Genomic DNA, 26,511 nt, shown 5'->3' with positions numbered 1-26,511 from the left:
TCCCCGCAGAAAAGGTTTGGGAGGACATCGGTCGGAGGCTTGCAGTCCAGGGTTTAATTTTCGCCAAAATTTTGAAATAAATGCCTGCCCGACTACTTTTGGGCGTTTGAAAAGCCATGAGTTGCAGGGTATTTCCCCTCTTCTCGGCTTGCAGGATACCGGCACCGCCATTGGTAAAATCCCCAGCTTCTACAGGTAAGGAATTGGTTTTCTCCCGGAATAGGATCGCTCGGGAGCCGCATTTTTCGCCGGGACCCGAACGAGTGAATCCGGTCCTTTCCGGGACTCACGAGGCGAAGCTGTGTTTTGCCCTAAACGCCAACTATGTTTACTCCCAGTCTGATTACCTTGTATGTAGTAGCCCTGTTGGTCCTGGTGCTTTATAGGGATCTCCTTCGACCGTCCTTCGCGTTTTTGGGGGCGGTTTTTTTATTGCTGATCCTGCAAATCATTCAGCCGGAGGAATTTTTAATGGGCCTGGCTAACAAGCAAATTGTGGTCATTTTTCTTCTGATCGGACTTACGGCCGGAATTCAGCAAAATATCGGAACGGGATTCTTTTTTCGGATTTTTAGCCAGAAGCTCAAGCCAGGGATTTTCAGGGTCCGCATGATGCTGCTGGTCGGAAGTTTATCGGCGGTATTGAATAACACCCCCGTGGTGGCATTTATGATCCCTTATGTGAAGGAATGGACCAAGACCAATCAGGTTCCGGCCTCCAAATTCCTCATTCCGCTGTCGTTTTCCACCATACTTGGCGGAATGATCACGGTGGTGGGTACGTCTACCAACCTGGTACTGAACGGCCTGATCAGTCAGTATGGGTTGCCGCTGCTGGGATTTGAGGATTTTTTGTACCTGGGTTTACTGGTGGCATTATCGGGAATTCTCTACCTGAGTCTTGCCTCCAATCGGCTGCTGCCGAACCGGGAAGAAAATAAAAGCGAAATCATCGACCACCTGAACGAATACCTGGTGGAAACTCACCTGCTTCCTGGCTCAAAGATGCACGGAAAAACCGTAAAGGAGGCCGGCCTGCGAAAGTTACGCGAAGTATTTCTTGCTGAGATCAAGCGGGGCAGTCAGGAGATTTCTCCCGTGGGTCCCAACGAGTTGCTTCAGGAAGGAGACATCCTCTTCTTTACGGGCAATACGGATGCCATCTTGCAGCTGATCAAGGAAGAAAACGGACTGAGTCTTCCGGAGGAAGGGCACGTGTCGAACTACGGATTTTTCCAGCTCACCGAAGCGGTGGTGCCTGCAAGCTCCTCTCTGATCGGGGAAAAGATCAAGGACAGCGACTTTAGGAACCGGTACCAGGCTTCCATCATTTCCATACATCGGAACGGTACCCAGCTAAAGGGCAATATTGGAGAGACCAAGGTACAAGCAGGAGACCTGTTTTTGATGCTAACCGGTAAGGACCACAGCCGAAACGATTACCTCAAAGATTTGATCGTCATCACCCTGCGGGGGGAAATCAGCCCCGAAAACGGTCGTTTCCGCCAATTGCCCTCCCTGCTTGCCCTGTCCCTCTTGTTTACAGGGATCATCGGCTGGTTGGATCTTTTTATGGCAGCTTTTGCAGGAATCCTTACCCTGTATCTATTTAAAGTGTTAAATTTGCAAACCTTGCGGAAAGCGGTAGACCTGGACTTGCTCCTGATACTGGTTTGTTCCCTTTCCCTGGGCGTGGCACTGAACAATTCGGGAGCGGCCACCCTACTTGCTTCGGGATTGCTTTTCCTGACGCATGGCGCGGCGCCAGTTTGGGCTTTGTTGCTGCTCTTTGTGATGACCCTCGTTCTGACCAGTCTGATTACCAACGCGGCGGCGGTATCTATCATGTTTCCCATCGCGATGGAGCTGGGGCAACAATTGGGCCTCCCCTTGACGCCCTTTTTTGTGGCCATTGCCTTCGCGGCGTCGGGAGACTTCATGACCCCGATCGGATACCAAACCAATCTGATGGTGATGGGGCCAGGAAATTACAAGTTTAGGGATTATTTTGCCATTGGGTTTCCCTTGACCTTGATCTACGGTACCGTGGTCATGGTTTTTATCCAATGGTACTATTTCTAAAAGACTCAAAATCGCTGGAAATCGGCATTGTATCATGCAGGAAAACATTCATCCGTCCAAATTCAAGATTACCCGTGAGCTGCGGGAGCAGGCTCTGGATCAAAAGCCGGGGCTGATTTGGTTCACCGGATTGTCCGGGTCCGGCAAGTCTACCCTTGCCAATGCTGCAGAGCAGGCCTTGCATCAACGCGGGTTTCATACCTACCTGCTGGACGGAGACAATGTACGGACCGGCCTAAACCGCGACTTGAATTTCAGCAAGGAAGACCGGATAGAAAATATCCGCAGAATTGCCGAGGTGGCCCACTTGATGATGGATGCAGGATTGATCGTTCTGTCGGCCTTTATTTCTCCCTTTCGCTCCGATCGGGAAATGATCCGGGACCTGGTCGGTGCGGGACGGTTTTTGGAAATTTACGTGGACTGTCCGCTCGAAATCTGCGAGAAAAGGGACGTTAAAGGCCTGTACCAAAAGGCCCGCAAAGGCCTGATCAAGGATTTTACGGGAATCGACTCCCCGTACGAAGCACCCGAATCCCCTTTTATGACAATCAAAACCGCCGAGGTTCCCCTGGAGCTGTCGGTGCAGCAATTGGTAGACGCATTAGATAAAAACCTCAAACGTTGACTATGGCACATTACTATTTATCGCACCTGGAAGAACTGGAAGCGGAGGCGATTTTTGTTATCCGGGAGGTGGTCTCCCAGTTTGAAAAACCAGCGCTTTTGTTTTCGGGAGGAAAGGACAGTATCGTACTGGCCCACCTGTCCCGCAAAGCTTTCTACCCTTCCAGAATTCCCTTTCCCCTGATTCACATCGATACCGGGCATAATTTCCCCGAAACCATCGCCTTTCGCGACGAGCTGGTGGACAAGTTGGGCGTGCAGCTGATCGTAGGCTCCGTGCAAAAAAGTATCGACGAGGGCAAAGTCCGGGAGGAAACCGGCGCCAATGCCAGCAGGAACGCGCTGCAAACGGTAACCTTGCTGGATACATTGGAGGAATACAAGATCGACGCCGCCATGGGGGGAGCCCGTAGAGACGAAGAAAAGGCCCGGGCAAAGGAACGGTTCTTTTCCCATCGCGACGAATTTGGGCAATGGGACCCCAAAAACCAACGTCCCGAACTGTGGAACCTGTTCAATGGCAAAAAGCACATGGGCGAACACTTTCGGGTGTTTCCAATTTCCAATTGGACGGAAATGGATGTTTGGCAGTACATCCAACATCAAAACATTGACCTGCCTTCCCTGTATTTCTCCCATCAGCGCGAATGCGTGGTGCGCGATGGCGTGATTCTGGCCAAGTCGGAATACATACAGCTAAAGCCCGAAGAAGAAGTTCAAACCATGACCGTTCGGTACCGTACCTGTGGCGATATGCCCATTACGGGTGCAGTGGAATCCGGTGCGGATACCCTGGAAAAGATCATTGCAGAGGTCGCCACTACCCGGACCACCGAGCGCGGTACCCGGGCCGATGACAAGCGGGGAGAAACTGCCATGGAAGACCGGAAGAAGAGCGGGTATTTTTAGGCAGCGTAACGGGCGAGCAAAGAAACGCTGCCCGGCCTGAAAGGCGCTGCCGCCGGAACCTGGGGATTTCCAAGGTCCCGCCCTCGATTTTGATCCAGCCGTCTTCGCACCATTGCCCGGACCCTTTGCCCGGCGCGTAGCGAGGCTTTGTTTCCCAAGGTTTTGGCGCAGCAAAACAAAAGAAAGTACCAACAAAGGATGCGGCAGCGCTTCCTCTAAAAAATGATTCCAATAAGATAGCAACCTCCCGAGAAAATGCATCGGCACCGATGCGGATTGAGGAACTAACACAACGCGCATGAACATACAAGAAACCAATCAACTCTTACGTTTTACTACCGCCGGGTCGGTGGACGATGGAAAAAGCACCCTGATCGGCAGGCTGTTGTTTGATTCCAAGTCCATTTTTGAAGATCAGATCGCCGCCGTTAAAACCTCCAGTGAGAAAAAAGGCTTCGACTACGTGGATCTTTCCCTCCTTACCGATGGCCTGAAATCGGAGCGGGAGCAGGGCATTACCATCGACGTCGCGTACCGCTACTTTGCCACGCCGAAACGAAAATTCATCATTGCCGATACCCCGGGTCATATCCAGTACACCCGCAACATGGTAACCGGTGCTTCTACAGCCAATCTGGCCATTATTTTGATCGATGCCAGAAAAGGGCTGCTCGAACAAACCTATCGGCATTCCTTTATTGCCTCCCTGCTGAAGATTCCGCACGTCATTGTTTGTGTAAACAAGATGGATTTGGTGGATTACGACGAAACGGTATTCGAAACGATCATCAAGGATTACAAGGCCTTTGCCAGCAAGATGGAAATCAAAGACGTGCATTTTGTACCCATTTCCGCATTAAAAGGTGACAACGTGGTGGACCGTTCCAAAAATATGGAATGGTACGAAGGACCCACCTTGCTCTACCTGCTGGAAAACGTGCACATTGCCTCCGATTTGAACCATATCGATTGCCGTTTTCCGGTGCAGATGGTCATTCGCCCCCATACCCACGAGCACCGGGATTTTCGGGGATACGCCGGAAGGATCGAAGGGGGGATTTTCAAACCGGGCGACGACGTGAAGGTGCTGCCTTCCGGGTTTACTTCCAAAATCAAAACCATCGAACTCAACGGGCAACCCATCAGCGAAGCGTTTTCCCCCATGTCCGTCACCATGACGCTGGAGGACGAATTGGATATCAGCCGGGGCGACATGCTGGTGCGGCCCAATAACGTGCCCACCGTCGGGCAGGACCTGGACGTGATGATTTGCTGGATGAGCCAGCAAAAGCTGGCCGGAAGAAGTAAATTGCTGCTGCGGCATACCACCAAGGAATGCCAGGTGATGGTGCGGGAGATCCTTTACCGGGTAAACGTCAATACCCTGCACCGGGAAGAAGGGGTAGGCGAAATTGGCATGAACGACATTGCCAGAATCAGTATTCGCGCTGCCCAGCCCCTGTTTTTTGATGCCTACCGACGCAACCGTCAAACAGGGTCCATCATTCTCATCGATCCCAATACGAACGAAACCGTTGCCGCCGGCATGGTGATTTAGTTCGCGAGAGAACACGCGGCTCCGCTGTCTGCTTGTGAGCGGCCTGCCCGGAACGAACCTCCGATTTACCAACCGATACCGACCCTTCTTCCATGATTGATCTATCAAAATTGACCCGCCTTGCCGTCGAAGCCTCTCGGGCTGCTGGCACGGAAATCTTGAAAATATACCATTCGTCCGACTTTGGGGTGGAAATGAAAAGCGACGATTCCCCGCTTACCCGCGCCGATAAGGCGGCCCATGAGCGGATCATGCAGTACCTCAAAGAAACCCCCTATCCGGTGTTATCGGAGGAGGGTAGGGACATTCCCTATTCCGAACGAAAAAACTGGACCTACTTCTGGATGGTGGATCCACTGGACGGGACCAAGGAATTTATCAAGAAAAACGGGGAGTTTACGGTAAATATCGCCTTGATTCACCGGGACAGCCCGGTGTTGGGGGTGGTGTACGCGCCCGTACTGGATTGGATGTATTGGGGCAATGCGGAGGAGGGATCCTGGAAACAAGCGGGGCAGGAAAAGCCACGATCGCTGGCAGGCCCCGGCCGACCCCACCGTACGTTCCATCGTAGCCAGTCGTTCCCATTTGAGTCCGGAAACCCAGGAGGTGATCGATCGATACCCTGGTGCGGAGGTAATCAGCATGGGTTCCTCCTTGAAATTCATGCTGTTGGCCGAGGGAAAAGCCCAACTTTATCCCCGCTTTGCACCGACCATGGAATGGGATACGGCAGCCGCCCACGGGGTATTGCTGCCACTCGGATTTACCGTCAAAAAGACGGATGAAGACCGCCCGCTCCTGTACAACAAGGAAAACCTGCTGAACCCCTGGTTCATCTGTTCCGCCTGAACCCAGCCCTCCCTGGTTTGCGGATCGGGAGGGAATCCCTTCCCAGTCGTTGCGGGAAAGGGGCATGCATTCCAGCAATTACATAAAAAAAACCGTTGAAACCTGTCGGGAGTCAACGGTTTTTTTGTGCCAAATAGGCAGGTGTTTACCTGCTTTCTACCGCACAGCTACTACCGATTCCTGCCCTGAGGTTGGGAATGGATGTTCCGGAGAATCAATTTCCCGGCAGTGTGTAGTTGAGAATGAGGTTGGTATGAAACAAGTTGACCTTGTTGTAGATCCAGGCCGGCCGAAGCCCTTCCTGATCCAATGCCACTTTGCTCATTAGAATCAGGTGGAGATTCAAGCCCTTTAGTGCGTTTTTTGGGGCAAACCGCAGTCCCAGGTTTGCCTGAGCGTAGGAAGGTATGGCATATTTGTTTCGCCTGGCGTCTGCCGGATCGGGTAGGAAGTACAGGCCCAGGTAGGTGTAGGCTTGCAGGGATTTTTCCGGGAAGGTCTGCTGAAAATAGGTATTCACCGCGTCTACCTGCCCCATTCCTTCGTTTCGTTCTCGGGGAATAAAGGTATAGAAGGGGTCTCTTCCCCACTCCCTGGGGCTCAGATACCGTCCCTCTCCCTGCATCTTGGTGTAATTGAGATGCCAGAGGCTTTTTTTGGATTTGAGTCCGATCCTTCCGCTGAGGATCCAATGCGCATCGTCCGGATTTTTGTACCGAAGGGCTATTTCCTCATTTCCTCCCTGCCCAATGCCGTGCTGATAGGTAGTTTGCAATCCCGTGATCCCCTGTACCTGGGTTTGGGGCAATTCCCAGGTTTGGTCCCATTGGGCCTGGTAACTGCTGTAGATATTTTGTACGAGGGTGTGGTTCAGGCGAAGCGATGATCCTGCCTGTAGCCCCAGGGTCAGGTCCAGTATGTGGGCCAGGTCGGACCGGGTATTGCCAAAATAAGCCGAGGGCTGCCCAAATTCATCCCGGGCCACGGGATACATCCCAATGCTTTCGCCCAGACCAAACCAGTGTCCGGTAGATCGGGGAGAAACGCCCCAGATCAAGTGGTGGCTTACTGCCAGTTTTGGATGGGCCTGTAACTCCCAGCGAACGCCTTCCACAAAGGTGGGGCTCAGGCGCCCGTCCTGCGCATTGATAAAAGGGGTATTGATTTCCATCCGGCCCAATCTGGCCTGAAATCGGGGCCGCCGGTAATCCAGGTGCAAGTTGCCGATTTTTCCAAAAATCGCCCGATCCAGGTGGTTTACGTCGAATAAGCCCACTTCGTAGCGGTTCAGGTTAGGGACGCGGGGATCCAGTTGGGTCAGGTCGGAACTGGCCAGCCGGATAAATCCCAGGTAATCGGCTTTCACCCGAAAGCCCATGGGAAGCCGGCTTTGGAGGGATATCCGGGCCATCTGACCCCAGGCGTAGTCGTCTTTAAAATCCTCCCAATAGGAGGTGCTCATGAAATAGGAACGCAGGCTCAGGCCCAATTCAGGTTTCCAACGTGTGGAATCCTGTTGGGCAAATCCCGGTGCCCACCCTAACCCTAGTGTCAGCAGAAAAAATAGTTTTCTCATTTGGATTCATTTTTCGCTGCCAGAATGGGTTGAAAGGGGCCGTACTTGTGTTGTTCTTCGGAAAATGGGTCGGCATACGGACCAAAGGGGTGGTCCATGGGCTTCTTCGAGATGTCGGGCCAATCTCCGGAAAGGTCCTTGGACGGACGTTCCATGGAATTGACATAGGCGGCCAGATCCCAGGCTTCTTCGTCACTGAGCAAGGGGCGTTTATAGGTGGCTCCCAAAGGCATGTTGGCCTTTACGTATCCGGCAAAGCGGGACAATCGGTACAAGCCCGCGCCCTGATTGTAGCTGGAAGGTCCCCAGAGGGGCGGATACAGGTAGGCGGTACCGGAAGGGTTTTTCATGCCCAGCCCGTCTGCTCCGTGACAACTAACGCACTGCCGGTCGTACACGGTCTTTCCTTTCACCGGATCAGCCGCCCGATCCAACAGCGGTACCTCGTAAATGCCTACGCCCGGTAGCTTCTGCCCCTTGGGCACCTCCTGTCCCAGCCACTCCATGTATGCCACCATGGCTTTCATTTCTTTGCTGTCCCGGTCCAATCCGCGCCCATTCAAACTCCGTTTCGAAACAGTCGTTGATCCGTCGGGGAATGTCCTCGGAGCGCCCGGAGCGATTTCTAACTTTGGGATAAGTGGCCGCCACGGCGCCAAAATTATTCCCCAAAGGGGCCGTACCCGCCTCCAGGTGGCAGTTCTGGCAATTCATGCCGTTTGAAATCCGCAAAACCTTTCCCTCCGGCCCCAGGTATTCGGCCGTATGTGCAACCAGTTCCCTGCCGTACTCGATTTGTTCCGCATTGGGGGCTTCCGCAACGCTGCTCCAGTCAGGGGCCTGCCAAAGTCCTTCTTCTGAAATCAGTCGGGGATCCGGTGCTGCGGGAGGGCTTACCTGGCTTACTTCCCTGGGGGCATTGCTTGTATTCCCGGTCGAAGTCCATTGGCTGAGGACCAGGCCGGCAACAAATAAGGTCAACAGAAATACGGCGACCAACATGCCGAAAAGTGCCCGAATCAACGGTAATGGAGTTTGGGATGAGTTTTTCACGGTATTTTTCGTTTTTTAACTGTACAAAACTACCTCCATTCGCTTCCCAAAAAAGTGATTTGTATCACACAATGGCTGCAGCCCTACCGCAGAAATGCGTATATTTCCCCGGAAATACCCGGGCAAACCTCCCTGGCATTCTTCCCGCTGCGTGTGGGTGCCGGTACGGCCGGGCGGCGCGCAGCGGCATGCGCCCAGGCAGCCAGCCCATTGACCAAAAAAAAAGATATACTCCGATGAAGCATTCTGCAAAGACGTATGGATTCACCCTGCTGTTCGTCGCCCTTTTTTATTACGCCCATGCACAGCAATTGGTCAGTGGAACCTATACCGAAAAAGAAATTTCCGAATTGTTGGTTCCCCGGTCGGAATGGCGCCCTTTTCCAACGCTGGACGACCGGTCTGCCTGGAAAAAAGCGGATGCTGCGCTGTTGCAAGGATACCTGGCCTTTGCCGAAGAAAACCTGGACTACGACTGGCCTTACATTCCCGCTACCAAATCCCTGCTCATCGACCGCACCGGTGACCGGGACGAATACCAGGCCATTAGCTTCGAAAAACGAAGGATACTGGGAAGCATGATTTTGGCGGAGATCGCCGAAAACGAAGGCCGATTTATCGATCCGATCATTGACGGGATCTGGTCCATCTGTGAGGAGTCCTTCTGGGGTGTACCGGCCCATTTGCCGAAGACCGATGAGTATTCGGGATTGATGGACGTATCCAAACCCTTTGTGGATTTGTTTGCTGCCGAAACGGCTACCTACCTGGCTTGGGCGGATTATTTTTTGGGGGAAAAATTTGATCAGATCTCGCCGCAAATTCGCAAACGCATCCGCTACGAAACGAACCGGCGGATCTTTGAGCCGCTGATGAATCAACAACATGGCTGGATGAGCGCCAATGAAAACGGCCGCCCGCCGAACAACTGGAACCCCTGGATTTGCTCCAATTGGATCAATGCGGCACTGCTACTGGAGGAAGACGAAAAAAAGCGGACAAAATTGATCTACAAGGCAATGCAGGTCGTGGACGAATTTCTTGGACCCTACCCCTCGGATGGGGGCTGTGACGAAGGTCCCAGCTACTGGGGAGCCGCTGCGGCATCTCTTTTTGACACGATTTCCCTACTGGATCTCGCCACCGATGGAGCCTTTCAATACGTATACGCCGACGAGAAAGTAAAAAACATGGGTAAGTTCATTTATCGCGCTCAGATTAGTGCCGACTACTTTCTCAATTTCGCCGATGCAGACCCCCAGCCCAGCATGGCCGCTTCCATGATTTACCGCTACGGTAAAGCCATCAATGATCCCGATATGATGCGGTTTGGGGCTTACTACAGGGAAACGGAAGCGGCCTCCATGCCTCGTTTTCATTATTTTAGAAAGTTCTTCGAGCTTTTTATACAAGAGGAATTCCGACAGGCAGATACCGGGCTTCCACTTCCAAAGGATGTCTGGCTTTCCGATACCCAGGTAATGGTAGCCCGGGACCGGGAAGGCAGTACGGAGGGGTTCTTTTTTGCCGCCAAGGGAGGGCATAACGACGAAAGCCACAACCACAACGACATTGGAAATTACGTGGTGTACTACGACGGCCTGCCCTTGTTGATTGACGTGGGTAGGGGCACCTATACGCGAAAAACGTTCAGCGGGGAGCGCTATACCATTTGGTACAACCGCTCCGATTACCACAATTTGCCCACAGTCAATGCCCGGACTCAGTTGGCTGGAAGTCAGTACCGAGCCAGGGGATTGGAGTACCGCAGCGGGAGCAATTACAGTTCCCTTCGCATGGACCTGTCTGGCGCCTATCCCGCAGATGCAGGCATAAAATCCTGGCACCGGACGCTGCGATTGGACCGGGGAAAAAAAGTTCGGATAAGCGATGCGTATGCATTGCAGGAAGGGTCGACTTTCACCCAACACCTGATGACCGTATTTCCGGCTCAGATCGTTCGCCCGGGCCAGGTGCGCATTCCTTTTCAGGATGCTAGCGGCGAAATGCAGCCGTTTCTCCTCGCCTATGACCCGAAGAAAATGGAGGTAACGGTAGAAAAGATCGCCCTCGGCGAACCGGAGGACAAAGGGGTGGGCCAGAAATGGGGTGACCGCATCTACCGCATAAATTTTGTTCACAACGCCCCCGGAGAACGTGGGCAATCCACCTTTGAGCTCTACCGGGAGTAGTCAGGTGGTGGTACCTGCAGCCGAATCGTTCTGATGAAAAAACGCGTTCCATTTTGGAAATTGATTGGTACCTCCATTCGGGGGGAGGAACAGGATTATACCCGCATTTCCATAAAAACGGGGATCGTATTGCTTGCAGTACCCATGATCCTGGAAATGATCATGGAATCCTTGTTTGCGGTAGTGGATATTTTCTTCGTAGGCCGCCTGGGAGAGGATGCCGTGGCCACGGTTGGCCTTACGGAGGCGGTCCTCACCATCATTTATTCCCTGGGCGTGGGCATCAGCATGGCAGGTACGGCCATGGTGGCCCGTCGTTTTGGGGAAAAGAACTACCAGGGGGCAGGTACCGTGGCTTTCCAATTGCTGCTGGTCGGCGCATTGGCTTCCCTGGCCTTGGGTCTGGGGGGCTTCATGTACTCCCGTGAAATCCTCAGTTTGATGGGTGCGGAAGCGGAGGTATTGGCGCAGGGGAGCTCCTATACATCCGTTATTTTTGCCGGAAACACGGCGATCATGCTACTCTTCCTTATCAATGGGATCTTTCGGGGTGCGGGTGCCCCTCACCTGGCCATGCGCGCGCTGTGGATTTCCAACGGCCTGAACATCCTCCTGGACCCGCTGCTTATTTTTGGTTTGGGCTCCTTGCCGGGGCTGGGGCTGGTCGGTGCTGCCTGGGCCACTACCCTTGGCAGGAGTGTGGGTGTGCTGTACCAGGTGTACCATTTGGTCAATGGCAAGCACCGCCTCGTCATCGGTCGGCAAAACCTGAAGGTGCGTTGGTTCACCTTGCAAAAAATTATTCGCATCTCCCTGGGTGGTATGGGCCAGTTTTTGGTCGACTCGGCTGCCTGGATTGTGCTGACCCGGATTGCTGCCGAATTTGGGAGCGCAGCGGTGGCGGGATACACGATCGCCTTTCGAATTTTGCTATTTAGCCTGATGCCGGCCTGGGGCCTTTCGGCTGCCGCAGCGACGCTGGTGGGGCAGAATCTCGGCGCCGGGAAAGCCTATCGGGCAGAACTCGCTACCTACCTGACGGCCCGCTATAATTTTATTTTTCTTGCGTCCGTGACGCTTATTTACCTGTTTTTTGCCGATAGCCTTGCGGGTATCTTTGTACAGGGGGAAGAAGTCCGGGTAATAGCGGCCACCGGGCTGAAAATAACCGTTTTGGGGTACATCTTTTATGCGGTAGGTATGGTAATGGTACAAGCCTTTAACGGTGCGGGAGATACCCGCACACCTGCCTACATCAATGTGGGCGTGTTTTGGTTGCTGGAGATTCCCATGGCCTATGTCCTGGCGATCAGCTACGATCTGGGAACCCTGGGGATTTTTAGTACCATCGCCTTTTGCCATTCCCTACATTCCCTGATTGCTCTTTGGTTTTTCCGAAAAGGACGGTGGAAGTTTGCAAAGGCCTGAGGAGAATACCCGTTCCTGGAAGGAAAAAGTACCGGCAAAAATGGAATAATGGGAGCTTTACTTGAAATTTCGGGAAGCGATGCCTTACTTTTGCTGTTACACGCACAGTTCTTCCATGAGCAGGTACCCACAATCAATCACGGCAACTGAAGCAGCCGCACTCGTCAACGATGGACAGACCCTCTGCATCGGGGGAGGCGGAGCCGGACACGCCATTCCGGACTCCTTGCTGAAGGCCATTGGGGAGCGCTATTCCCGGGAAAAATGCCCTGCCGGACTGACCCTTCTGCATCCCTGCGGTTTGGGCGATTCGGACCAGCTCGGACTCAATCACCTGGCGCAGCCGGGCTTGGCCCGACGGGTGATTGGTGGGTTTTTTGGAAATGCCCCAAAAATGGTTGCTTTGGCCCAGACCAATCAAATCGAGGCCTACATTTTTCCTCAGGGAGTCCTCAGTCACCTGATGCGGGCCACCGCCGGGGGGGAAAAAGGGCTGTTGACCAAAACGGGACTACATACCTTTGTGGACCCCCGGCTTGAGGGAGGCAAGGTCAATGAAAAGGCTGTGGAAGACCTGGTCAGCAAGGTCCAAATTCTTGGGGAACCCTATCTTTTTTTCAACACCCACGCGGTGGATGTGGCGTTGATTCGCGGAACCAGCCTGGACAAATACGGCAACCTGTCCATGGAAGGGGAGGTGGCCAGTTTTGCCATGCTTTCCGAAGCCCAGGCGGCCAAGGTCAATGGGGGGCTGGTCATCGCACAGGTGCAGGCCATACACCGCGATCGGTGTACTCCGGCCATGCAGGTAAAAGTACCGGGAGCCCTTATCGACTACGTGGTAGTGGAGCCGTCGCAGCCCATGACCTACCTCAGCACTTACGATGCCTCCTTTATTTCCAAAGAAGGAGCCATCGCTTCGGAAGAGCAGTTACAGCTTTCGGGGATCAAACGCATCATCAGCAGGAGGGCGGCCATGGAATTGTTTCCCGGTGCTTTTGTGAACCTGGGTTACGGTCTTTCCGACGGGGTTCCCATCGTGGCCAGACAGGCCGGCGTTTTTGCCCAATTGACTTTTTTGATCGAGCAGGGACCCCTCGGGGGCATTCCAACGACCGGTTTAAATTTTGGTGCCATGCACCAGCCGGATGCCATCCTCGACGACGGCTACCAATTTGACTTTTTTCACGGGGGCGGGTTGGACCTGGCTTTTCTGGGATTTGCCCAGGTGGATCAATACGGAAATGTAAATGCCAGTAAATTTGGAGGCAAACTCACGGGCTGTGGTGGTTTTATAGATATCTCTCAGCATAGCAAGAAAGTGGTTTTTTGCGGCGGATTTGCAGCACGTGCAGTGGTAGAAACTGGAGAAAGGGGAATCCGTGTAAAAGATCCGGGTACGTTCAAAAAGTTTGTTTCCCGGGTGGAACAGGTGACTTTTAGCGGCAGCTATGCCCTGGAGAAAGGGCAGGAAATCCTGTACCTGACCGAACGGGCCCTCTTTTCGCTGACGCCGGATGGTCTGGAACTGATAGAAATCGCCCCGGGCGCTGACCTGCAGACCGATATACTCGATGCGATGGATTTTCGCCCCCGCATTGCTAGTCAGTTAAAAACCATGGATGTCGGAGTGTTTGCAGCTACCAAGCCCTTTCTACCTAATTTTAGCACGGATAGTACCCATGAATAAGACCTATCTTGATCGTTTCACCCAGGGAAGCACCCTGTTTATCGTACTCAATCGCCCTGAAAAATACAACTGTTTCGGGATGCGGGAACTGGAAGCCATGGAACAGCTACTGGCGGAGGCAGAAACGGATTCGGACATCCGGGCCGTGGCGTTTCAGGGCAAAGGAGAAAAGGCTTTTTCCACCGGTGCCAACCTGGGAGAGTTTAAGGCTTTGGACGATCCGGGCCTTGCCAATTGGATTCGGAAAGGGCACGCGGTTTTCAATTACCTGGCCCGATTTCCCAAGCCAACGGTCGCTTTGTTGCAAGGATACGTTTTGGGTGGGGGGCTGGAACTGGCGCTGGCTTGCGATTTTCGTCTGGCCAGCGAGACGGCATTGTTGGGCTGCCCGGAGCTGCGGCACGGCTGGCTGCCGGGTTGGGGAGGCATGCACCGGTTGCAGCAGCTGGTAGGTGATCCCGCGGCACGGGAGCTGGTGTTTTTATCGGATAACCTGGATGCGGTGGAGGCCTTGCGACTTGGTCTGGTACACCGGGTGTTTGGGAGCGCAGATTGGGAAGCCGAATGCGACGCCTGGCTGGAAAAACTCGCCCGGGCGGATCCGGAGGCATTCAAAATGGCCAAGGAGGCATTTTCCAAAAAAAGTCAAACGGATGCTTCGGCCATAGAAAAAGACGTACAAAGTACCCTCCGCCTACGGGCGAACTGAAAAAGGTTTTCTCTGGCTGCGGCATTTTTTACAGCCCTCCATTTCGGTAAGGCAAACAACGAGGCGCTTGTACTACCGGTTTGTTGGTAGAAAACCAATAAGCCTTCGTAAACGAGGTTCAGGTACTTTCGACCTCTTAGAGATTCGAAATATCTCGGGTGAACCCTACGAGCTGGGCTAGTCAGCGTTTCCCGGAAGCGGTAAGGCAGGAAGGACGGGTAGCGATACGCATCTACGAATGCAGTCTTAATTTGCAAGGTCTTGAACTAATTGGGGGAGGGGTAAAAGAAAACTACCGGACATTCAGCAGACCGGTAGCCAGGTTAGGTACATAGGATTTGATAAGTAACAATGCCGTTACGTGTATCGCTATAGGGCTATAAAGGTACCGACAGAGAATGGAAATAGGGGTAGTCATTTGTATCAATAAGGGGTACAAAATGTTTCATTGGCAAGAAAAAAGCGACTTTTGATCGGAAAGCCGGCTGTTACAGAACGTTTCGATGAGCCCCCAGATAGATCAGGTTTTCCAACATTTGAAATACCGGCAGGGGTAGTAAACGAGGCTTTTGGAAAGCAATCCCATCCATGCTTTGTTGGAAAGAGATAACCAAAGGTGGGGATTGTTCTACGGGCAGGGGAGGGTTGTCCGTTGCCTTACCTATGCAACAATTCCCCGGACTTCTGATCACTGGCCTGTTCTTCGCCTGTTTGTTTAAAGAGTTTCAATACAGGAAGGATCGGAAGGTTTGTGTGGACAGAAATTGGGAGGGGACCATGTGCTGTGGAAATGCAAGTAAGCACTAGGGCTCAGTAGACGGTGGTTAAGACCACCAGGCGGTCGTTTTCGGTGAGCGGGCGTTTTTGTTTTTTTTCTGGATTGAGCAGCAGAGAGTTTGTCCGGTGCAGCAGGGGATCGAGCGCCAGACCAAGGACCGTCTCGCCATGTACGGCGGCCAGGGACTCAATTTCCTGAAAGGAGATTTCTCCGGGTGAGATTCCGTAAGCCGCCGGCTCTCTAAAAATGATCTCCGCGCCTCCGACCGTAAAGAGTTCGTTGTAAATGCTGTTTAGATCTCGTTGCAGGGCAATACCTGCCAGCAGGTGGCTCAATACCATCGGGCTGATGATAACCTCGGCCTGAAACCGCCGGATCAGCGATTCGTTGCTGGGGTCGGCCAGTTCCAGTAGTACGGAGGGCCGTTTGGGTGCCTTGTCCAACACTTCTTCGAGCAGCACATAGCCCACCATGGTCCGGGCGTCTGCTTCCTCCTCTTCTTCCATGCGGTCGCTACTGACCATGACGATGTGGTCGAAACTTCCCGCTTCGGTTCGTAGAATCTCGGATTCCCGAATGTAATCGGCTATCACGTGTTCCAGCGTTACGCGTTTTTGGGGCTCGTTAAGGAATTGAAGTTCTTTCTCCCGTTCCTTCAGGGGCCTCAGGGCCACCAGCCGTACAAAATAGCTTTCCTCTTCGTAGGAACAAAGTTCTTTGATCAGGGAAGGGACGTGTTCGTTCCAGCCCAGGATCAACACCCGAATGGTTTCAGCGGGCTCTTCCACAGGCAGTGGGGTCCGGGTCTGCGAGTCAATTGGTTCCCTGGACAGCAGGTCCGAATTCCAGACCAGATCCGCGGAACTCTTTGCCAGAACTACCAGGCGCTCGTCGGATGCCAGGAGGTGGTTTTCCGGCAAATTTAAATCGGGGACTCGGGTACTCTCTCCCTTCGTGTTACGTACCACGCCGAGAATGACCGCCTTGGTAAATGCTTTTTTCAGACTTCCGATGGTAAAGCCGACCAGTTCGGGGAACTGTTGACAAAACAGATTGTTGTTGACGATTTGCGACAGGATCTCGTTGTACACCTCCGAGAGACCCGGATGACGGATGTTTTGAGCCATGAGTCTGCTCAGAATGGTATTGCTTCCCACTACCTCCAAGGGACCGCTATAGGATCGATAGGCGGCCGCTACTTTGAATTCGTCTTGAATTTCGGCCACGACATAGGGTAACTTGTGGCCGGGGTATCGGCTGGCTTCTGCGTTCAGGGACAGCAGGCATTTGATGGTTTCTATATCGGGGTTGATCAGTTCCCGTCTACCGTATGCCAGGCTGGGCACAATGATGGCAGAGGCATTCAGACTATCCACCCGACGCAGGTGCTCCCGATCGATGGCCGATCCGGTTCGCAACACAATTTCACTGGCGCGGCTTCCAATCATGGGATGGTCCTTGAGTTCCTGCATTTGAAAGGGACCCACTTCTTCGGATAAAATGATTACCTGCAATTTACTGGTCCCAAAGCGTAGCAGAAATCGTTTGATTCGGCCCACCGATTGAAAGATTTCGGCAGCAATGTGAATGGTTCGGTTGGACCAGCCCAATATTAGCAAGTGGTTATTTGCAGTCACAGGCGTTAACCCCTGTTCCAGATCCCGGATTTTTCGGTTCATCCAGGTGGTGATGATGGCCACCAGTGATCCCAAAAAAACGACGTAGCCGGCGACGGTAATGAGGGTGGAGATCAACCTGCGCCAACCTCCCTCGTCATCGCCCAGATAGCCCGGGTCGGAAAGTCGCAAAAAGGCCCACCATACCGACTCGCCCAACCGGGAGGTAGGCGGACCGGAGGGCATGACCAGCAGTCCACCAACAAGGGATAGGATGCCGATAAGTGCGGCCACCAGCAATAGTTGGTAGTGTGCACCTTTGACCAATTGCCGTTCTAAGGTAAATAGGATTTTTTGCCGAATACGGAGTTTTGTAAAGCGCATACAGGGAAAGACGAAAGCGGTGGTTGTATCCCCTCCAATATAGGCATTTCATCAGATTAACTAAACGAACGGTCCCGTCATTTTTGATTCCTGCGATTTCCCAATCTCCATCACAGGGGAGACAAGCGAGCGCCGTGCTACCCGTGTCTTGCCAAAAAAAACTCCGTTGGCACCAGAGGCCTCCAACTGGTTAGGTAAAAAATGTCCGATAGTCACCCGCTTGCCTCTTTCCAATAAATTCGCAGGATTCGATTGCCACTGGATAGAAATTGACCGGGGAGTAGCTGTTTTCTCCGGAGGTAGGCTATAAAGAGCTTCGGTTTCACGTATCTTCTTCCTGCCCGCTATCGAGTAAACGAAATGCTTTCACCTGCCGGCCTTTCAATTGCTTTTGCCAACGGTCGAGCAGGGGTTGTTCCAGGCTGGGTTCCCGGAATTCATCCGGGTTCATGATAGGAATTCCTTTTACGATTGGGTAGATGCGTTTGCATTGGCTGCAATGCAGCCAGCCTTCTTCAATTTTCCCATTCAGGTCTTCCGTAATTTGGGTTAGTTCCAGGTCCGACCGATCGAAGGGACAACATAGTTTTTCAATTGTCGTTCGTTTCATTTTGTTGGTTCGTTTGGAGTAGGTCAATAAATTGAGTCATGGCTGCTTCCGGATCGGGCTGCGCCAAGATTCCGGAAATCAGTGCCAGGCCCCGGTAGGGGATGCCTGCCAAGCGATGCAGGTTATCGGTTCGGATTCCCCCGGCCAGAAAAAAGGGCAATTGGCTTTCCGTTGATGCAGCGCGAAGTGTGTCCTCGCTTACCAGCTCGCAGGCCCCTGCACTGGGAGAGGGGAACACCGAGCAGAAGGAAATGTAATCGAATCCGTTTTTCTCCGCCCAGCGCATGGAGGAGAGATCGTTGGTGCAGGTCAGTCCCAAAAGGGCATTTTCGGGTAGTTGGCTTGAGATTTCTGCGAAGTTTTCGGGAATTTCGTCAAAATGCACGCCGTCCAGGGTGGTCTTCGTTACCCATTCCCAGCCGTTGTCGATCAGTACCGGGAAGGGGTAGGGAGCCGCCAGCGAACACAGCTTTTCGATAAAGCGCCGTTTGTGCTGGTCATCGGAAAAATTGTCCCAGATTTGCAAGGCAATCAGGGGCTGCCGAAAGACCCGCTCCAATGTTTGAAACAGCTCTTTTTCGGATTTTGAGGAGGGATCTACTACCAGATAGATTCCTTTTTCGGAAGATAGATGGAGTGGTTTCATTTCTTTCCCTGTTTGTACGCGTTTAGGTAAGCGGCCCAGTACGGATCGGTTTGCTGGTAGCGCAGCGGCTCCTTCGTTTCTCCCTTTCGCAGGTAGGCGCCTTCCCTGGCTGTGGTGAGTTTGCCCACCTGGGTGCAGGGGATCCCTGCGCTTTCCAGCCGGTGTTGAACCGCCGCTGCGCCCGACTCCTTGCAGGCGATGATCATGGAGCCGGCGCCGATGCTCCGCAAGGGGTCCAGCTCAAAAAGCCCGCATACCGCTGCCTGCACCGGTCCCACGGGAAGTTGCTCTTTTTCGAGCAGTACCCCGCACCCGGCGGCTTTGGTCAACTCGTAGATGGCGCCCAGCAAGCCGCCTTCGGTGACGTCGTGCATGGCCGTAACCGAGGTATTGCCGTTTTCCACCGCCAGCAAGGCGTCTTGCAGGGAAGAGGTGTCGTAAAAGGAAGCGCAGGCTTGCCGATAGATTTCCTTTCCAAGATTATTTTGGGTCGTTTCCGGGAAGCTCATCGCCAGAATCGCCGCGGAGGAAATCGCAGCCGATTTGCTGACCAGCAATACATCGCCAGCCTGAGCTTTGTTTGCGGTGAGCGCCCGGTCCTCCGGTAGAATACTGATAAACGTTCCTCCCCCGGCGATGGTAGAATGTTGCCCTTCGACAAATCCCGTATGTCCTCCGGTAATGGCCAGTCCTATTTTCTGGCAAAAGGAATGGATGTATTCCCAGTACCGATTAAAATCTTCCCTGGAAAAACCCTCCGGGAGGTTCAGCACAAACTGCCCGTATTGGGGGGCAAAGCCGGTGGTTGCCATATCATTGGCCATCAAGTGCACCGACAGCCAGGCAGACTCCTCCAAACCCAGTCCGGGGATAAGGGATAGGGGGTCGCTGGTCAGTGCCAGTACCTGCTTTCCCGGCAGGGACACCAGCGACACGTCCCGTCCGAATCCCGGCTTTACCACTACTTCCGGACGATCGTGTCCGCAGCGATCGGCGATAAAATTCTCCAGGAAAGCTTCGTCTATTTTTCCAACTGATTTACTCATTTAGCGTTCATCCAATAGTTTGACATACAAGCCGAAAAAATCTCCGTATGGCAACCGCCATTGCTGCACGGGAAACCATTTCGGCAGGCCGGTGCAGGACCATTCGATTGTGTAGTCTCGTCCCTTGAGGGCTTCCTGGATGATTTGGATCAATCGATCGGGCGTGTAGAAGGTAGCGGTCACGTAAAACGGATTTTTACCAAAGAGTTGTTGCACCCGTCTTCGCAGTACCTTGGGGGAATTGCGGTTCATCATGCCCATGGCAATGCCATACCGGGCTACCCGCGCGGCTTCCCGAATGACCCGCACGGGATCCTTGTAGTACTCAAAGGTGGTAATGAATGCCAGCGCATCAAAGGTGTGGTCTTTAAAGGGCATGTGGTGGGAATCGGCCATGACCAGATCGCCCTCAAAAAGATGAATCGCCTGAGATAACATCAGAGGGGAAATATCTCCACCGGAAGCTTCGATGCCAATTTCTTGCCACCAGCGGGTAAAACGTGTGGTGCCGCAGCCAAATTCCAATAGGGTTTGGATCCGGCGGTCCTTGGAGACCAGTTGCTCCATCACCTTTTTTTGCCAGACTTCTGCCCGTTTGTACCGGCCCTCGTACCAGAGCTCGTAGGTATCCGTGTGTTTTCTGTTGAAGAACCATTCCGGCCGGTTCTGCCAGTTTTGTTGGTGTTGAGGTAGCAGGCCGGTGGTGCCTGAAGGGTTGATTTCCATGTCTTTCATTTGCCTGAAAATAAAAATTCCATTCGATTGGAAAGGCCAAAGGAATGGAGCGACAACTAACAGATCGGAAATTGGTTGGCTTGCATCCCTACGTTGGCATTATCCAAATCAGGTTTCGGGTCTGATCTCAGCCTGGCTTCCGCCAAGCACCCCGTGCATTTATTTGGATCAAATATACGGAAATTTATTCGTGCATCCAATCGCCCGGGTTCTTTCCGGCAACGTTTTTCCCCGCTCCCGGACATTCGCAAACATTTTTTAGTATATTTAAAAGTTACGAGTCCTAGGCAATACACTGAAAGAAAACCCCTTACCCCATGAGTGCTGTATCGAACTTTCTAACCTGGAAAAAAGGAAATACCCTGGTCTCCTGGGTGCTTTTTCGCTTATTGATTCAGGTGCTGTTTCATCGGGAGAATGTGCCCCGCTACATTGAACTATTGGACGATACCCTTACAGACCACTGCTCCCGGCAGAAGCGAACCCGTTGGGTGAATACGATTAATTTTCTGGTCGGTCCACGTTTGGTTCGGAGATTGATCGAAAATCGACTGAATAAAAACATGGCCAAAAACGAGCGGGTTTTCCTTTCACTGGACAAGGAATTGACGCAGGAAGATGTTTTTTCCAAAGATAAAACCCTGCGGCAGAAGTGGGGGAATTGGTACGGCAACCATTCTTCAGAGCCCCTGCAGTTTTTTGTTCCGGGCAATGGTGCCTACGAGGATTTTTCACCGGAGGCGGAATCCTGCAGTACCTACGATTATGAGGGATTGGCAGAGGTAGTGGATTTGGTAAAGGAAGCAGAAAAGAACGGAAAGAAGATACGGGCGGTAGGATCCGGACATGCGCTGACCGAGGTAGCGCAATGCGAGGATTACCTGGTCTGCACCCAACACTTAAACCAGACCCAGCGACCGGCCCGTGATTGCATCAAGGCAGCCTATGTGGATGGATTTTCCGTAGCGGTCAATTATTGCAACGAACCAGGGACCGAAATGCACTATCTCTTTGAAACCGGGGGAGGTACCAAAATCCGGCACCTGATTCAGGCGCTGACGCACCACGGGTATGCCCTCATCAATCAGGGAGGATCAAGCATCCAGTCGATTTCCGGGGCCATAGCCACCTCGACCCACGGGTCGGGTATAAGCATCGGGCCCGTCTCTGCCTTTGTGCGTTCCATGACGCTGGTGGGCAAGGGCGGCAAGGTGTATCGGGTAGAACCGACCGATGGCATTACTGATTCGGATTGTTTTGAAAAGGACGAGATGGTGCAAAAATACGGGATTACCCTGATTCAGGATGACGAAAAGTTCAATGCCGTTATGGTAGGGATAGGGTCCGTGGGCATTGTTTTTTCCATGATCCTGGAAGCACAGCCGGAGTACCGCTTACAGGAAGAGCGCATCATGCGCAACTGGGAGGATTTAAAGAAGGAAATGCAACAAGGAGACCTCTACGCCTACATCAATGCGCACCGGCATTTTGAAGTACTGATCAATCCCTATAGAGATTTGGATGCGCCTACGGAGGCGGAGCAACAGCGTAAATGCCTGGTGACCACGCGTAATTACAGCCAGCAGCAACATGAAAAACACCATGCGGGTAGGGAGCGGAATTACATTTCCACTTTCATTTCCGGCATTGCCATTTCCGGTAAACTGTCGCCCTGGGTGTTTAACAAAAACCACCTTTCCATTCCCCGGATGACGAATAATTCCATCAAACGGCTGGTGGACCACAAAGGTGACGAAGGGGGAGGATACGAGGACCTGGCCCGAAACGTATTGGACCAGGGCCTGGGTGAATTGAAATTCTACGGGTACGCCATTGAATTCGGATTTCCTATCGACCGGGTGTTTGAGGCGGTGGACCGGATCATTGCGGTTTGCGAGGAATCCCAACGGTACAACCAACTACTAGCGGCCCCTTTTTCCCTGCGCTTTGTGAAGCAATGTCCGGCGCATTTATCGATGATGCAGCAAGGGGACATGTGCATGATCGAATTGGTGAGTGTCAAGGGGGTGACCGGCAGCCTGCCCTTGTTTATGCGCCTGGAGCGGGAATTGCTGGCCATTGGTGCGGTGCCGCATTGGGGCCTTTCCGTGGAACCCTGGTACAGGGAAAGGGTAGAAAAGGCCTTCCCCCGGTTTTCGGATTGGGAAAAGGAACAGGAGTTTTTTGGCGGAGATACCTTTCGCAATGCGTTTTTGGATCGAATCAAACAATCGTGAGCATAGTCTCGGATCCGAAAGTCTGACGATCGATCACAGGGCTTCTTCCGGTGCTGTGGTATTTCGCGCCTTCAGCGCTTGGATTGCAGGGTCAACACCTATCCGCAGGGCTTCACCCTGCGCTAGGGTATTTGGCACCTTCAGCGCCAGGAATTTAAGATTCTTACATGGTTTAACAAAAATAATTGGAACCGCATAAGGGCAAAAAAGGACATAGAAGGGGTACGAACAGAATGGCATAAGCGACCAGACAGACGGCACTCAACGATTTAAGAAGGAATAGAACCACGCTCGACATCTCTTATATGCCTTCTGTGGTTCAAAAAAATGATTAACCGGTATACATGGTTCGTCAACGATCGGAGTTCATGTATCGATTTGTCGTTGGTCGTTATACAGGTTTCCGGATTATAGGCAAGGGCGGATATCTTCCTGCATTTGGCGTTTGGATTGACGCCTTTATTCCGCGCCTTCAGCGCTTGGGTTTATATTTGTTGCTACTCAACCGTTGGACATCCTATTATCGATTGGGTCTGACCCCTAACTCATCGTACCAATTTTCAGCATTGAATGTGCCTCATCCCCCAGCGATGGGTGCAGCCCATTGTCGCCATAGCAATGATTGTATCGTTAAGCGCTGGAGGGGTGCGATAGTTTCCTGCACGGGAGAGGGATCAGCGCACGTTTGGATTTACTGTGTTTTCCGAAAGGCTGCCAACTCTTTGTATACCCTTCTTCGGGCCCGGTTGATTCCGCCTACGGGTACGTGATCGACCAGTCCGATCCAGGGCGAAAACTCCATTTCTTCAGCCAGGGCGATCCGCTCGGGAAGGTCAAATTTCTGGATGGGGAGCGTTAGGGTGGCCAGCGGAACCGTCGCCGCTTTCCATACTTTTGAGGTGTTTTCCAGGGGATGTTTGGACTCATTTTCGTGGAGTTGGACGGAAAGCGTAAAGGAACGAGCGCTTTTTTCCATATCCTGAACCAATTGTTCTTTCAGAAAGGAGTCCGACTTGGGTTTGTCCAGGGTGTAGCCCAGCGAGGCATCCTGAGGATGGAGCACGAATTTGACGAACCGATCGGGCCCGAATCGAAATGCACCTCCCGAAAAATAGGTTTGGGACAGCAGGTTGTCGTGTTTGGCGGAATAGGTCAGCGTAAGGAAAATACTTCGCCAGTGCCAGGGGTTCAGAGCGAAGGTTAGTTGTGCCCAGAAACCAAACAAAACAGCCCGGATGGCTTTTTTATACAGGCGGATGTTCCAGGCAGAAAGGATGGGACTAGTCGTCAGTAAGAAGTTTTGGCTGGGAACGCCGATTGGATCCGTTTCCAGCATTTCTCCTTCCACATCCAGTACCTTGATGGCCAGCCCCCTGCCGGAAGCAGGTTTGTCGGATTGTACCTTGGGCGGGGCGTTGGACAGTCGAACCCAGACTTCGTAGCTTTTCGGTTGTTTAAACATACCCTGTCGCAATTCGGGCGGAATGTCCGGAAGCACCTGAAGCGTTCCTTTCAACAAGCCATGCATCTTGGGGTGGAAATTTCTCAGTACGGTACCTTCGGGGTAGGTCGCTTGCAGAAACGTCTTCATCTCCTGAATCAGTTCCTGTATGTCTCTTTCTTCCGCTTCTGTAAACAAATCATCCATTGGCTAACAAGTAGTGCAGGGCCCGGATTCCGGGAAAGAAGAAATAGGCCCCGCCTTTAAGTCGTGTAAAATTAGGTAGGTCGGTTAATACCTTTCGTACCGGATACTCCGGGATGCTAAAGGAATCGGTTTTTCTCCGCTCGTTTTGGTAATGGTTGCCGATAATGGGATCGGAATCGTTTTCCAGTCCACCGAATTTATGGAAGTTCACCCAGTTGTTTTGGACAAATTCAAATTGCCGTCGGATATCTGTGACCAGGCAAATAAAATGCAAGCCCCGCTCTTCCCCGTCCTCCGTGCGTTGCAGCAGGGTATGGGGATCCAGTTCCGGGCTTAGGGGAGGTCCATAGGGTCTTCCTTTTCGTAACATGCGGTGTTTGGCGGCCATTTCCCGTGAATCCTTCTGGGTTCGTTCCGTTACCAGGTGATCCCGGGGATTGGTTCGCCGGATATGCGCTCCAATGGGACACTTTAAACCTGCTTTGTCTTCCTCCCAGAAACCAAAATCGTTGGCGTCGGAAAGGGAAGGGTCGGGTTTCGCGGGACAGCGCGTCAGGGGCGAGCCGTCGGGCCACCTGCCGACCATTTTACTTGCCAATGCGATGGCTGGCATCCGCATCTCCTGCTTTGGTTTTCATGTACTGCCAAAAATCGGAAACCCGTTGTTCCATTTGCCGGAACACCAGGTAGCATCCATTTTTGCCCAAGTCGCGTTGCTCCTGCTCATCCGGGTGGGGAGGGAGTTTGTTTTCGGGATCCAGTTCTTTGGGCACCGTGGGTGCGGGGGCAAACTCGTCGTACAGGTTTTTGTAGCCCATGATAAACTCCCCTGCAGGAAAGCTGGTCTCCGGGTCCAACTCGGGGCTATCCGCCAACTCGCGAATGATGGGGCGGGAAATGTCATCACGGAAGCCGAAATGCTCTTTTTGTCCATACAGCAAGCCGGTTGGCAACGCCTGGTTCAGCTGTACTGCATGGGTCTGAGCCAAGACCTTAAGCCAGGAGATCCTTTCTTCCAATTGCTGCTCGTCTTTTGCATACACCAAAAGGAGGAAATGTACCGGTTCATTTCCCCAGTTCCAATGGTGAGCGGTATGTTCACCGGTGTCCCCCAGGATTAACTGTCGGTGAATGTCGTTCATGCCCTCTTTGAATTCCCTGGAAAAAGAATCCAACACTACTTCGGGAAGCTGCAGAAACGCCAGCCCCGGATGCGTAAAGGCCAACTGAAAGGCTACCGAATCCGGTTTTTCCGAGGCGGGAGTGATTTTTGGAAGGATGGTACGGAGAAATTCCAGGGTCATTTCCGGCTCGGTACCGGTATACAGGAGGTACCGGGCAGTAGGCAGGTTGCCGTAGCCCCGAACCAACAATCCCTGAATGTCTTCTTTTTCCAGTTTCTTCATCATCAAATACGTAATAGCCATTCCCGGATGGCGCTAGTGTCCATTTCTTTAAAAAGGCCTTCCCGAAAAGCCCGGTTTCGTTTCAGGTTTTCCACGCTCAAGTCCCGGTTGTAGCTGTACCAAAACTGGGTAATTTTCTGATGGGCACGAACGCCCTTCATGTATTCGCTGCGGTGGTTGTATAGCTTGTGTACGAGCCAGCGGGTGGCGGGGAAGCCGAAGGCATGGCTGAAGATAACGGCCATGTTCATGGACCTCCGCTCACTATCCACAAAATCATGCGCATAGGCTTCGGATAAATTGTCAAAATTGGCGATAAAAACCAGGCGCTTTCCACGGTCCATTTGCAGCCATCGGGCGGTATGTACGGTGGGGATGTACGCAAAATAGGCCACCAGCCCCACCAGTTTTAGGGTCACTGCCAAAAACACCCGTCGGATCCATCCCTTCTTCAACGGGGCAATCACGGTCATTTCATTGATCACCGGATTCGTCTCCAGTGCAACGATCTCGCGCACCTTCTCATCGGGCAGGGGGTCAGAGGTTTCGTGGGGATTATTTTCGTTCAGGCGAAGGAGTAAAAAAAGCGTGAGCAAGGTGAGTACAACTACCGGGAAAATCCAGGCAAGCCACTGAAATACCGCGGCATCTGAAAAAAACAAGGCGATAAGCGAGCCGATGGAGGCAATCATCACGAGGGAAAAGACAACCAATGGAGCCAGCATCCGC

General features: G+C 52.7%; 21 protein-coding genes, 2 pseudogenes and 1 riboswitch. Of the genes and pseudogenes, 12 read left to right on the top strand and 11 right to left on the bottom strand.

The window, feature by feature from the left end; genetic code table 11:
* The first annotated feature begins 324 nt into the window (after positions 1 to 324).
* The 6 genes and pseudogenes from ABWH99_RS16280 to ABWH99_RS16255 all read left to right on the top strand — a co-directional run bounded on the left by ABWH99_RS16280 (position 325) and on the right by ABWH99_RS16255 (position 6,028).
* The gene (locus tag ABWH99_RS16280; RefSeq protein ID WP_375582893.1) at positions 325 to 2,082 is read left to right on the top strand and encodes an SLC13 family permease; all 1,758 of its coding nucleotides are present in this window, start codon (positions 325 to 327) and stop codon (positions 2,080 to 2,082) included.
* Positions 2,083 to 2,116: 34 nt separating this feature from the next.
* The gene (gene cysC / locus ABWH99_RS16275; protein WP_375582892.1) at positions 2,117 to 2,710 is read left to right on the top strand and encodes an adenylyl-sulfate kinase; all 594 of its coding nucleotides are present in this window, start codon (positions 2,117 to 2,119) and stop codon (positions 2,708 to 2,710) included.
* Positions 2,711 to 2,712: 2 nt separating this feature from the next.
* A complete protein-coding gene (cysD, locus tag ABWH99_RS16270; RefSeq protein WP_375582891.1) occupies positions 2,713 to 3,618 on the top strand; it encodes a sulfate adenylyltransferase subunit CysD in 906 nt (301 codons plus the stop codon).
* 298 nt (positions 3,619 to 3,916) lie between these two features.
* Positions 3,917 to 5,176 carry a sulfate adenylyltransferase subunit 1 gene (locus ABWH99_RS16265; protein ID WP_375582890.1) on the top strand — a complete coding sequence of 420 codons (1,260 nt, stop codon included), beginning with the start codon at positions 3,917 to 3,919 and terminating at the stop codon, positions 5,174 to 5,176.
* Positions 5,177 to 5,268: 92 nt separating this feature from the next.
* Positions 5,269 to 5,628, top strand: a pseudogene (locus ABWH99_RS16260) (3'(2'),5'-bisphosphate nucleotidase CysQ); the annotation flags it as partial.
* Positions 5,629 to 5,659: 31 nt separating this feature from the next.
* Positions 5,660 to 6,028, top strand: coding sequence for a 3'(2'),5'-bisphosphate nucleotidase CysQ (locus ABWH99_RS16255; RefSeq protein ID WP_375586588.1), 369 nt, complete (start codon positions 5,660 to 5,662; stop codon positions 6,026 to 6,028).
* Positions 6,029 to 6,242: 214 nt separating this feature from the next.
* Here ABWH99_RS16255 and ABWH99_RS16250 read toward each other — a convergent pair whose 3' ends face one another.
* Positions 6,243 to 7,604 (bottom strand): hypothetical protein, encoded by a 1,362-nt coding sequence (locus tag ABWH99_RS16250; RefSeq protein WP_375582889.1) that lies wholly within the window; start codon positions 7,602 to 7,604, stop codon positions 6,243 to 6,245.
* A pseudogene (locus ABWH99_RS16245) lies at positions 7,601 to 8,606 on the bottom strand (c-type cytochrome). The gene ABWH99_RS16250 and the pseudogene ABWH99_RS16245 overlap by 4 nt, the downstream one beginning before the upstream one ends.
* 105 nt (positions 8,607 to 8,711) lie before the next feature.
* On the opposite strand from ABWH99_RS16245, the gene ABWH99_RS16240 reads away from it, so the two are divergent.
* The 5 genes from ABWH99_RS16240 (at position 8,712) to ABWH99_RS16220 (ending at position 14,676) form a co-directional block, all read left to right on the top strand.
* A complete protein-coding gene (locus ABWH99_RS16240; protein ID WP_375582888.1) occupies positions 8,712 to 8,897 on the top strand; it encodes a hypothetical protein in 186 nt (61 codons plus the stop codon).
* A complete protein-coding gene (locus ABWH99_RS16235; protein WP_375582887.1) occupies positions 8,894 to 10,849 on the top strand; it encodes a heparinase II/III family protein in 1,956 nt (651 codons plus the stop codon). Before ABWH99_RS16240 ends, ABWH99_RS16235 begins: the two co-directional genes overlap by 4 nt.
* A 33-nt stretch (positions 10,850 to 10,882) precedes the next feature.
* The gene (locus ABWH99_RS16230) at positions 10,883 to 12,277 is read left to right on the top strand and encodes an MATE family efflux transporter (protein WP_375582886.1); all 1,395 of its coding nucleotides are present in this window, start codon (positions 10,883 to 10,885) and stop codon (positions 12,275 to 12,277) included.
* Between the two features lie 115 nt (positions 12,278 to 12,392).
* A complete protein-coding gene (locus ABWH99_RS16225; protein WP_375582885.1) occupies positions 12,393 to 13,967 on the top strand; it encodes an acyl CoA:acetate/3-ketoacid CoA transferase in 1,575 nt (524 codons plus the stop codon).
* Complete coding sequence (locus ABWH99_RS16220; RefSeq protein ID WP_375582884.1) at positions 13,960 to 14,676, top strand: enoyl-CoA hydratase/isomerase family protein; 717 nt, start codon at positions 13,960 to 13,962, stop codon at positions 14,674 to 14,676. Before ABWH99_RS16225 ends, ABWH99_RS16220 begins: the two co-directional genes overlap by 8 nt.
* Positions 14,677 to 15,486: 810 nt before the next feature.
* On the opposite strand, the gene ABWH99_RS16215 is transcribed toward ABWH99_RS16220, so the two are convergent.
* From ABWH99_RS16215 to ABWH99_RS16195, 5 genes are all read right to left on the bottom strand, one after another.
* Positions 15,487 to 17,454: a hypothetical protein gene (locus tag ABWH99_RS16215; RefSeq protein WP_375582883.1), complete on the bottom strand. Its 1,968-nt coding sequence runs from the start codon at positions 17,452 to 17,454 to the stop codon at positions 15,487 to 15,489.
* A 322-nt stretch (positions 17,455 to 17,776) separates the two neighbouring features.
* Complete coding sequence (locus tag ABWH99_RS16210; protein ID WP_375582882.1) at positions 17,777 to 18,064, bottom strand: Trm112 family protein; 288 nt, start codon at positions 18,062 to 18,064, stop codon at positions 17,777 to 17,779.
* Positions 18,045 to 18,710, bottom strand: a complete 666-nt coding sequence (locus ABWH99_RS16205) for a thiamine phosphate synthase (protein WP_375582881.1) — start codon at positions 18,708 to 18,710, stop codon at positions 18,045 to 18,047. Before ABWH99_RS16205 ends, ABWH99_RS16210 begins: the two co-directional genes overlap by 20 nt.
* Positions 18,707 to 19,756 carry an AIR synthase-related protein gene (locus ABWH99_RS16200; RefSeq protein WP_375582880.1) on the bottom strand — a complete coding sequence of 350 codons (1,050 nt, stop codon included), beginning with the start codon at positions 19,754 to 19,756 and terminating at the stop codon, positions 18,707 to 18,709. The genes ABWH99_RS16205 and ABWH99_RS16200 overlap by 4 nt, the downstream gene beginning before the upstream one ends.
* On the bottom strand, positions 19,757 to 20,482 hold the full coding sequence (locus ABWH99_RS16195) for a class I SAM-dependent methyltransferase (RefSeq protein ID WP_375586587.1): 726 nt from the start codon (positions 20,480 to 20,482) through the stop codon (positions 19,757 to 19,759).
* A 77-nt stretch (positions 20,483 to 20,559) separates the two neighbouring features.
* Positions 20,560 to 20,655: riboswitch (TPP riboswitch) on the bottom strand.
* A 153-nt stretch (positions 20,656 to 20,808) separates the two neighbouring features.
* On the opposite strand from ABWH99_RS16195, the gene ABWH99_RS16190 reads away from it, so the two are divergent.
* Positions 20,809 to 22,728, top strand: a complete 1,920-nt coding sequence (locus ABWH99_RS16190; protein ID WP_375582879.1) for a D-arabinono-1,4-lactone oxidase — start codon at positions 20,809 to 20,811, stop codon at positions 22,726 to 22,728.
* 691 nt (positions 22,729 to 23,419) lie between these two features.
* Here ABWH99_RS16190 and ABWH99_RS16185 read toward each other — a convergent pair.
* From ABWH99_RS16185 to ABWH99_RS16170, 4 genes are read right to left on the bottom strand one after another with little or no spacing between them, the layout of a single operon-like run.
* Positions 23,420 to 24,376 (bottom strand): catalase, encoded by a 957-nt coding sequence (locus ABWH99_RS16185; protein ID WP_375582878.1) that lies wholly within the window; start codon positions 24,374 to 24,376, stop codon positions 23,420 to 23,422.
* Positions 24,369 to 24,995, bottom strand: coding sequence for a Dyp-type peroxidase (locus tag ABWH99_RS16180; protein ID WP_375582877.1), 627 nt, complete (start codon positions 24,993 to 24,995; stop codon positions 24,369 to 24,371). Before ABWH99_RS16180 ends, ABWH99_RS16185 begins: the two co-directional genes overlap by 8 nt.
* The gene (locus ABWH99_RS16175) at positions 24,964 to 25,785 is read right to left on the bottom strand and encodes a hypothetical protein (RefSeq protein ID WP_375582876.1); all 822 of its coding nucleotides are present in this window, start codon (positions 25,783 to 25,785) and stop codon (positions 24,964 to 24,966) included. Before ABWH99_RS16175 ends, ABWH99_RS16180 begins: the two co-directional genes overlap by 32 nt.
* Positions 25,785 to 26,507, bottom strand: a complete 723-nt coding sequence (locus ABWH99_RS16170; RefSeq protein WP_375582875.1) for a hypothetical protein — start codon at positions 26,505 to 26,507, stop codon at positions 25,785 to 25,787. The genes ABWH99_RS16175 and ABWH99_RS16170 overlap by 1 nt, the downstream gene beginning before the upstream one ends.
* Between the last annotated feature and the right edge of the window lie 4 nt (positions 26,508 to 26,511).

Source organism: Cyclobacterium xiamenense (assembly GCF_042140265.1).
Classification (GTDB): Bacteria; Bacteroidota; Bacteroidia; order Cytophagales; family Cyclobacteriaceae; genus Cyclobacterium; species Cyclobacterium xiamenense_A.
This window is presented reverse-complemented; position numbering and strand designations above follow the sequence as displayed.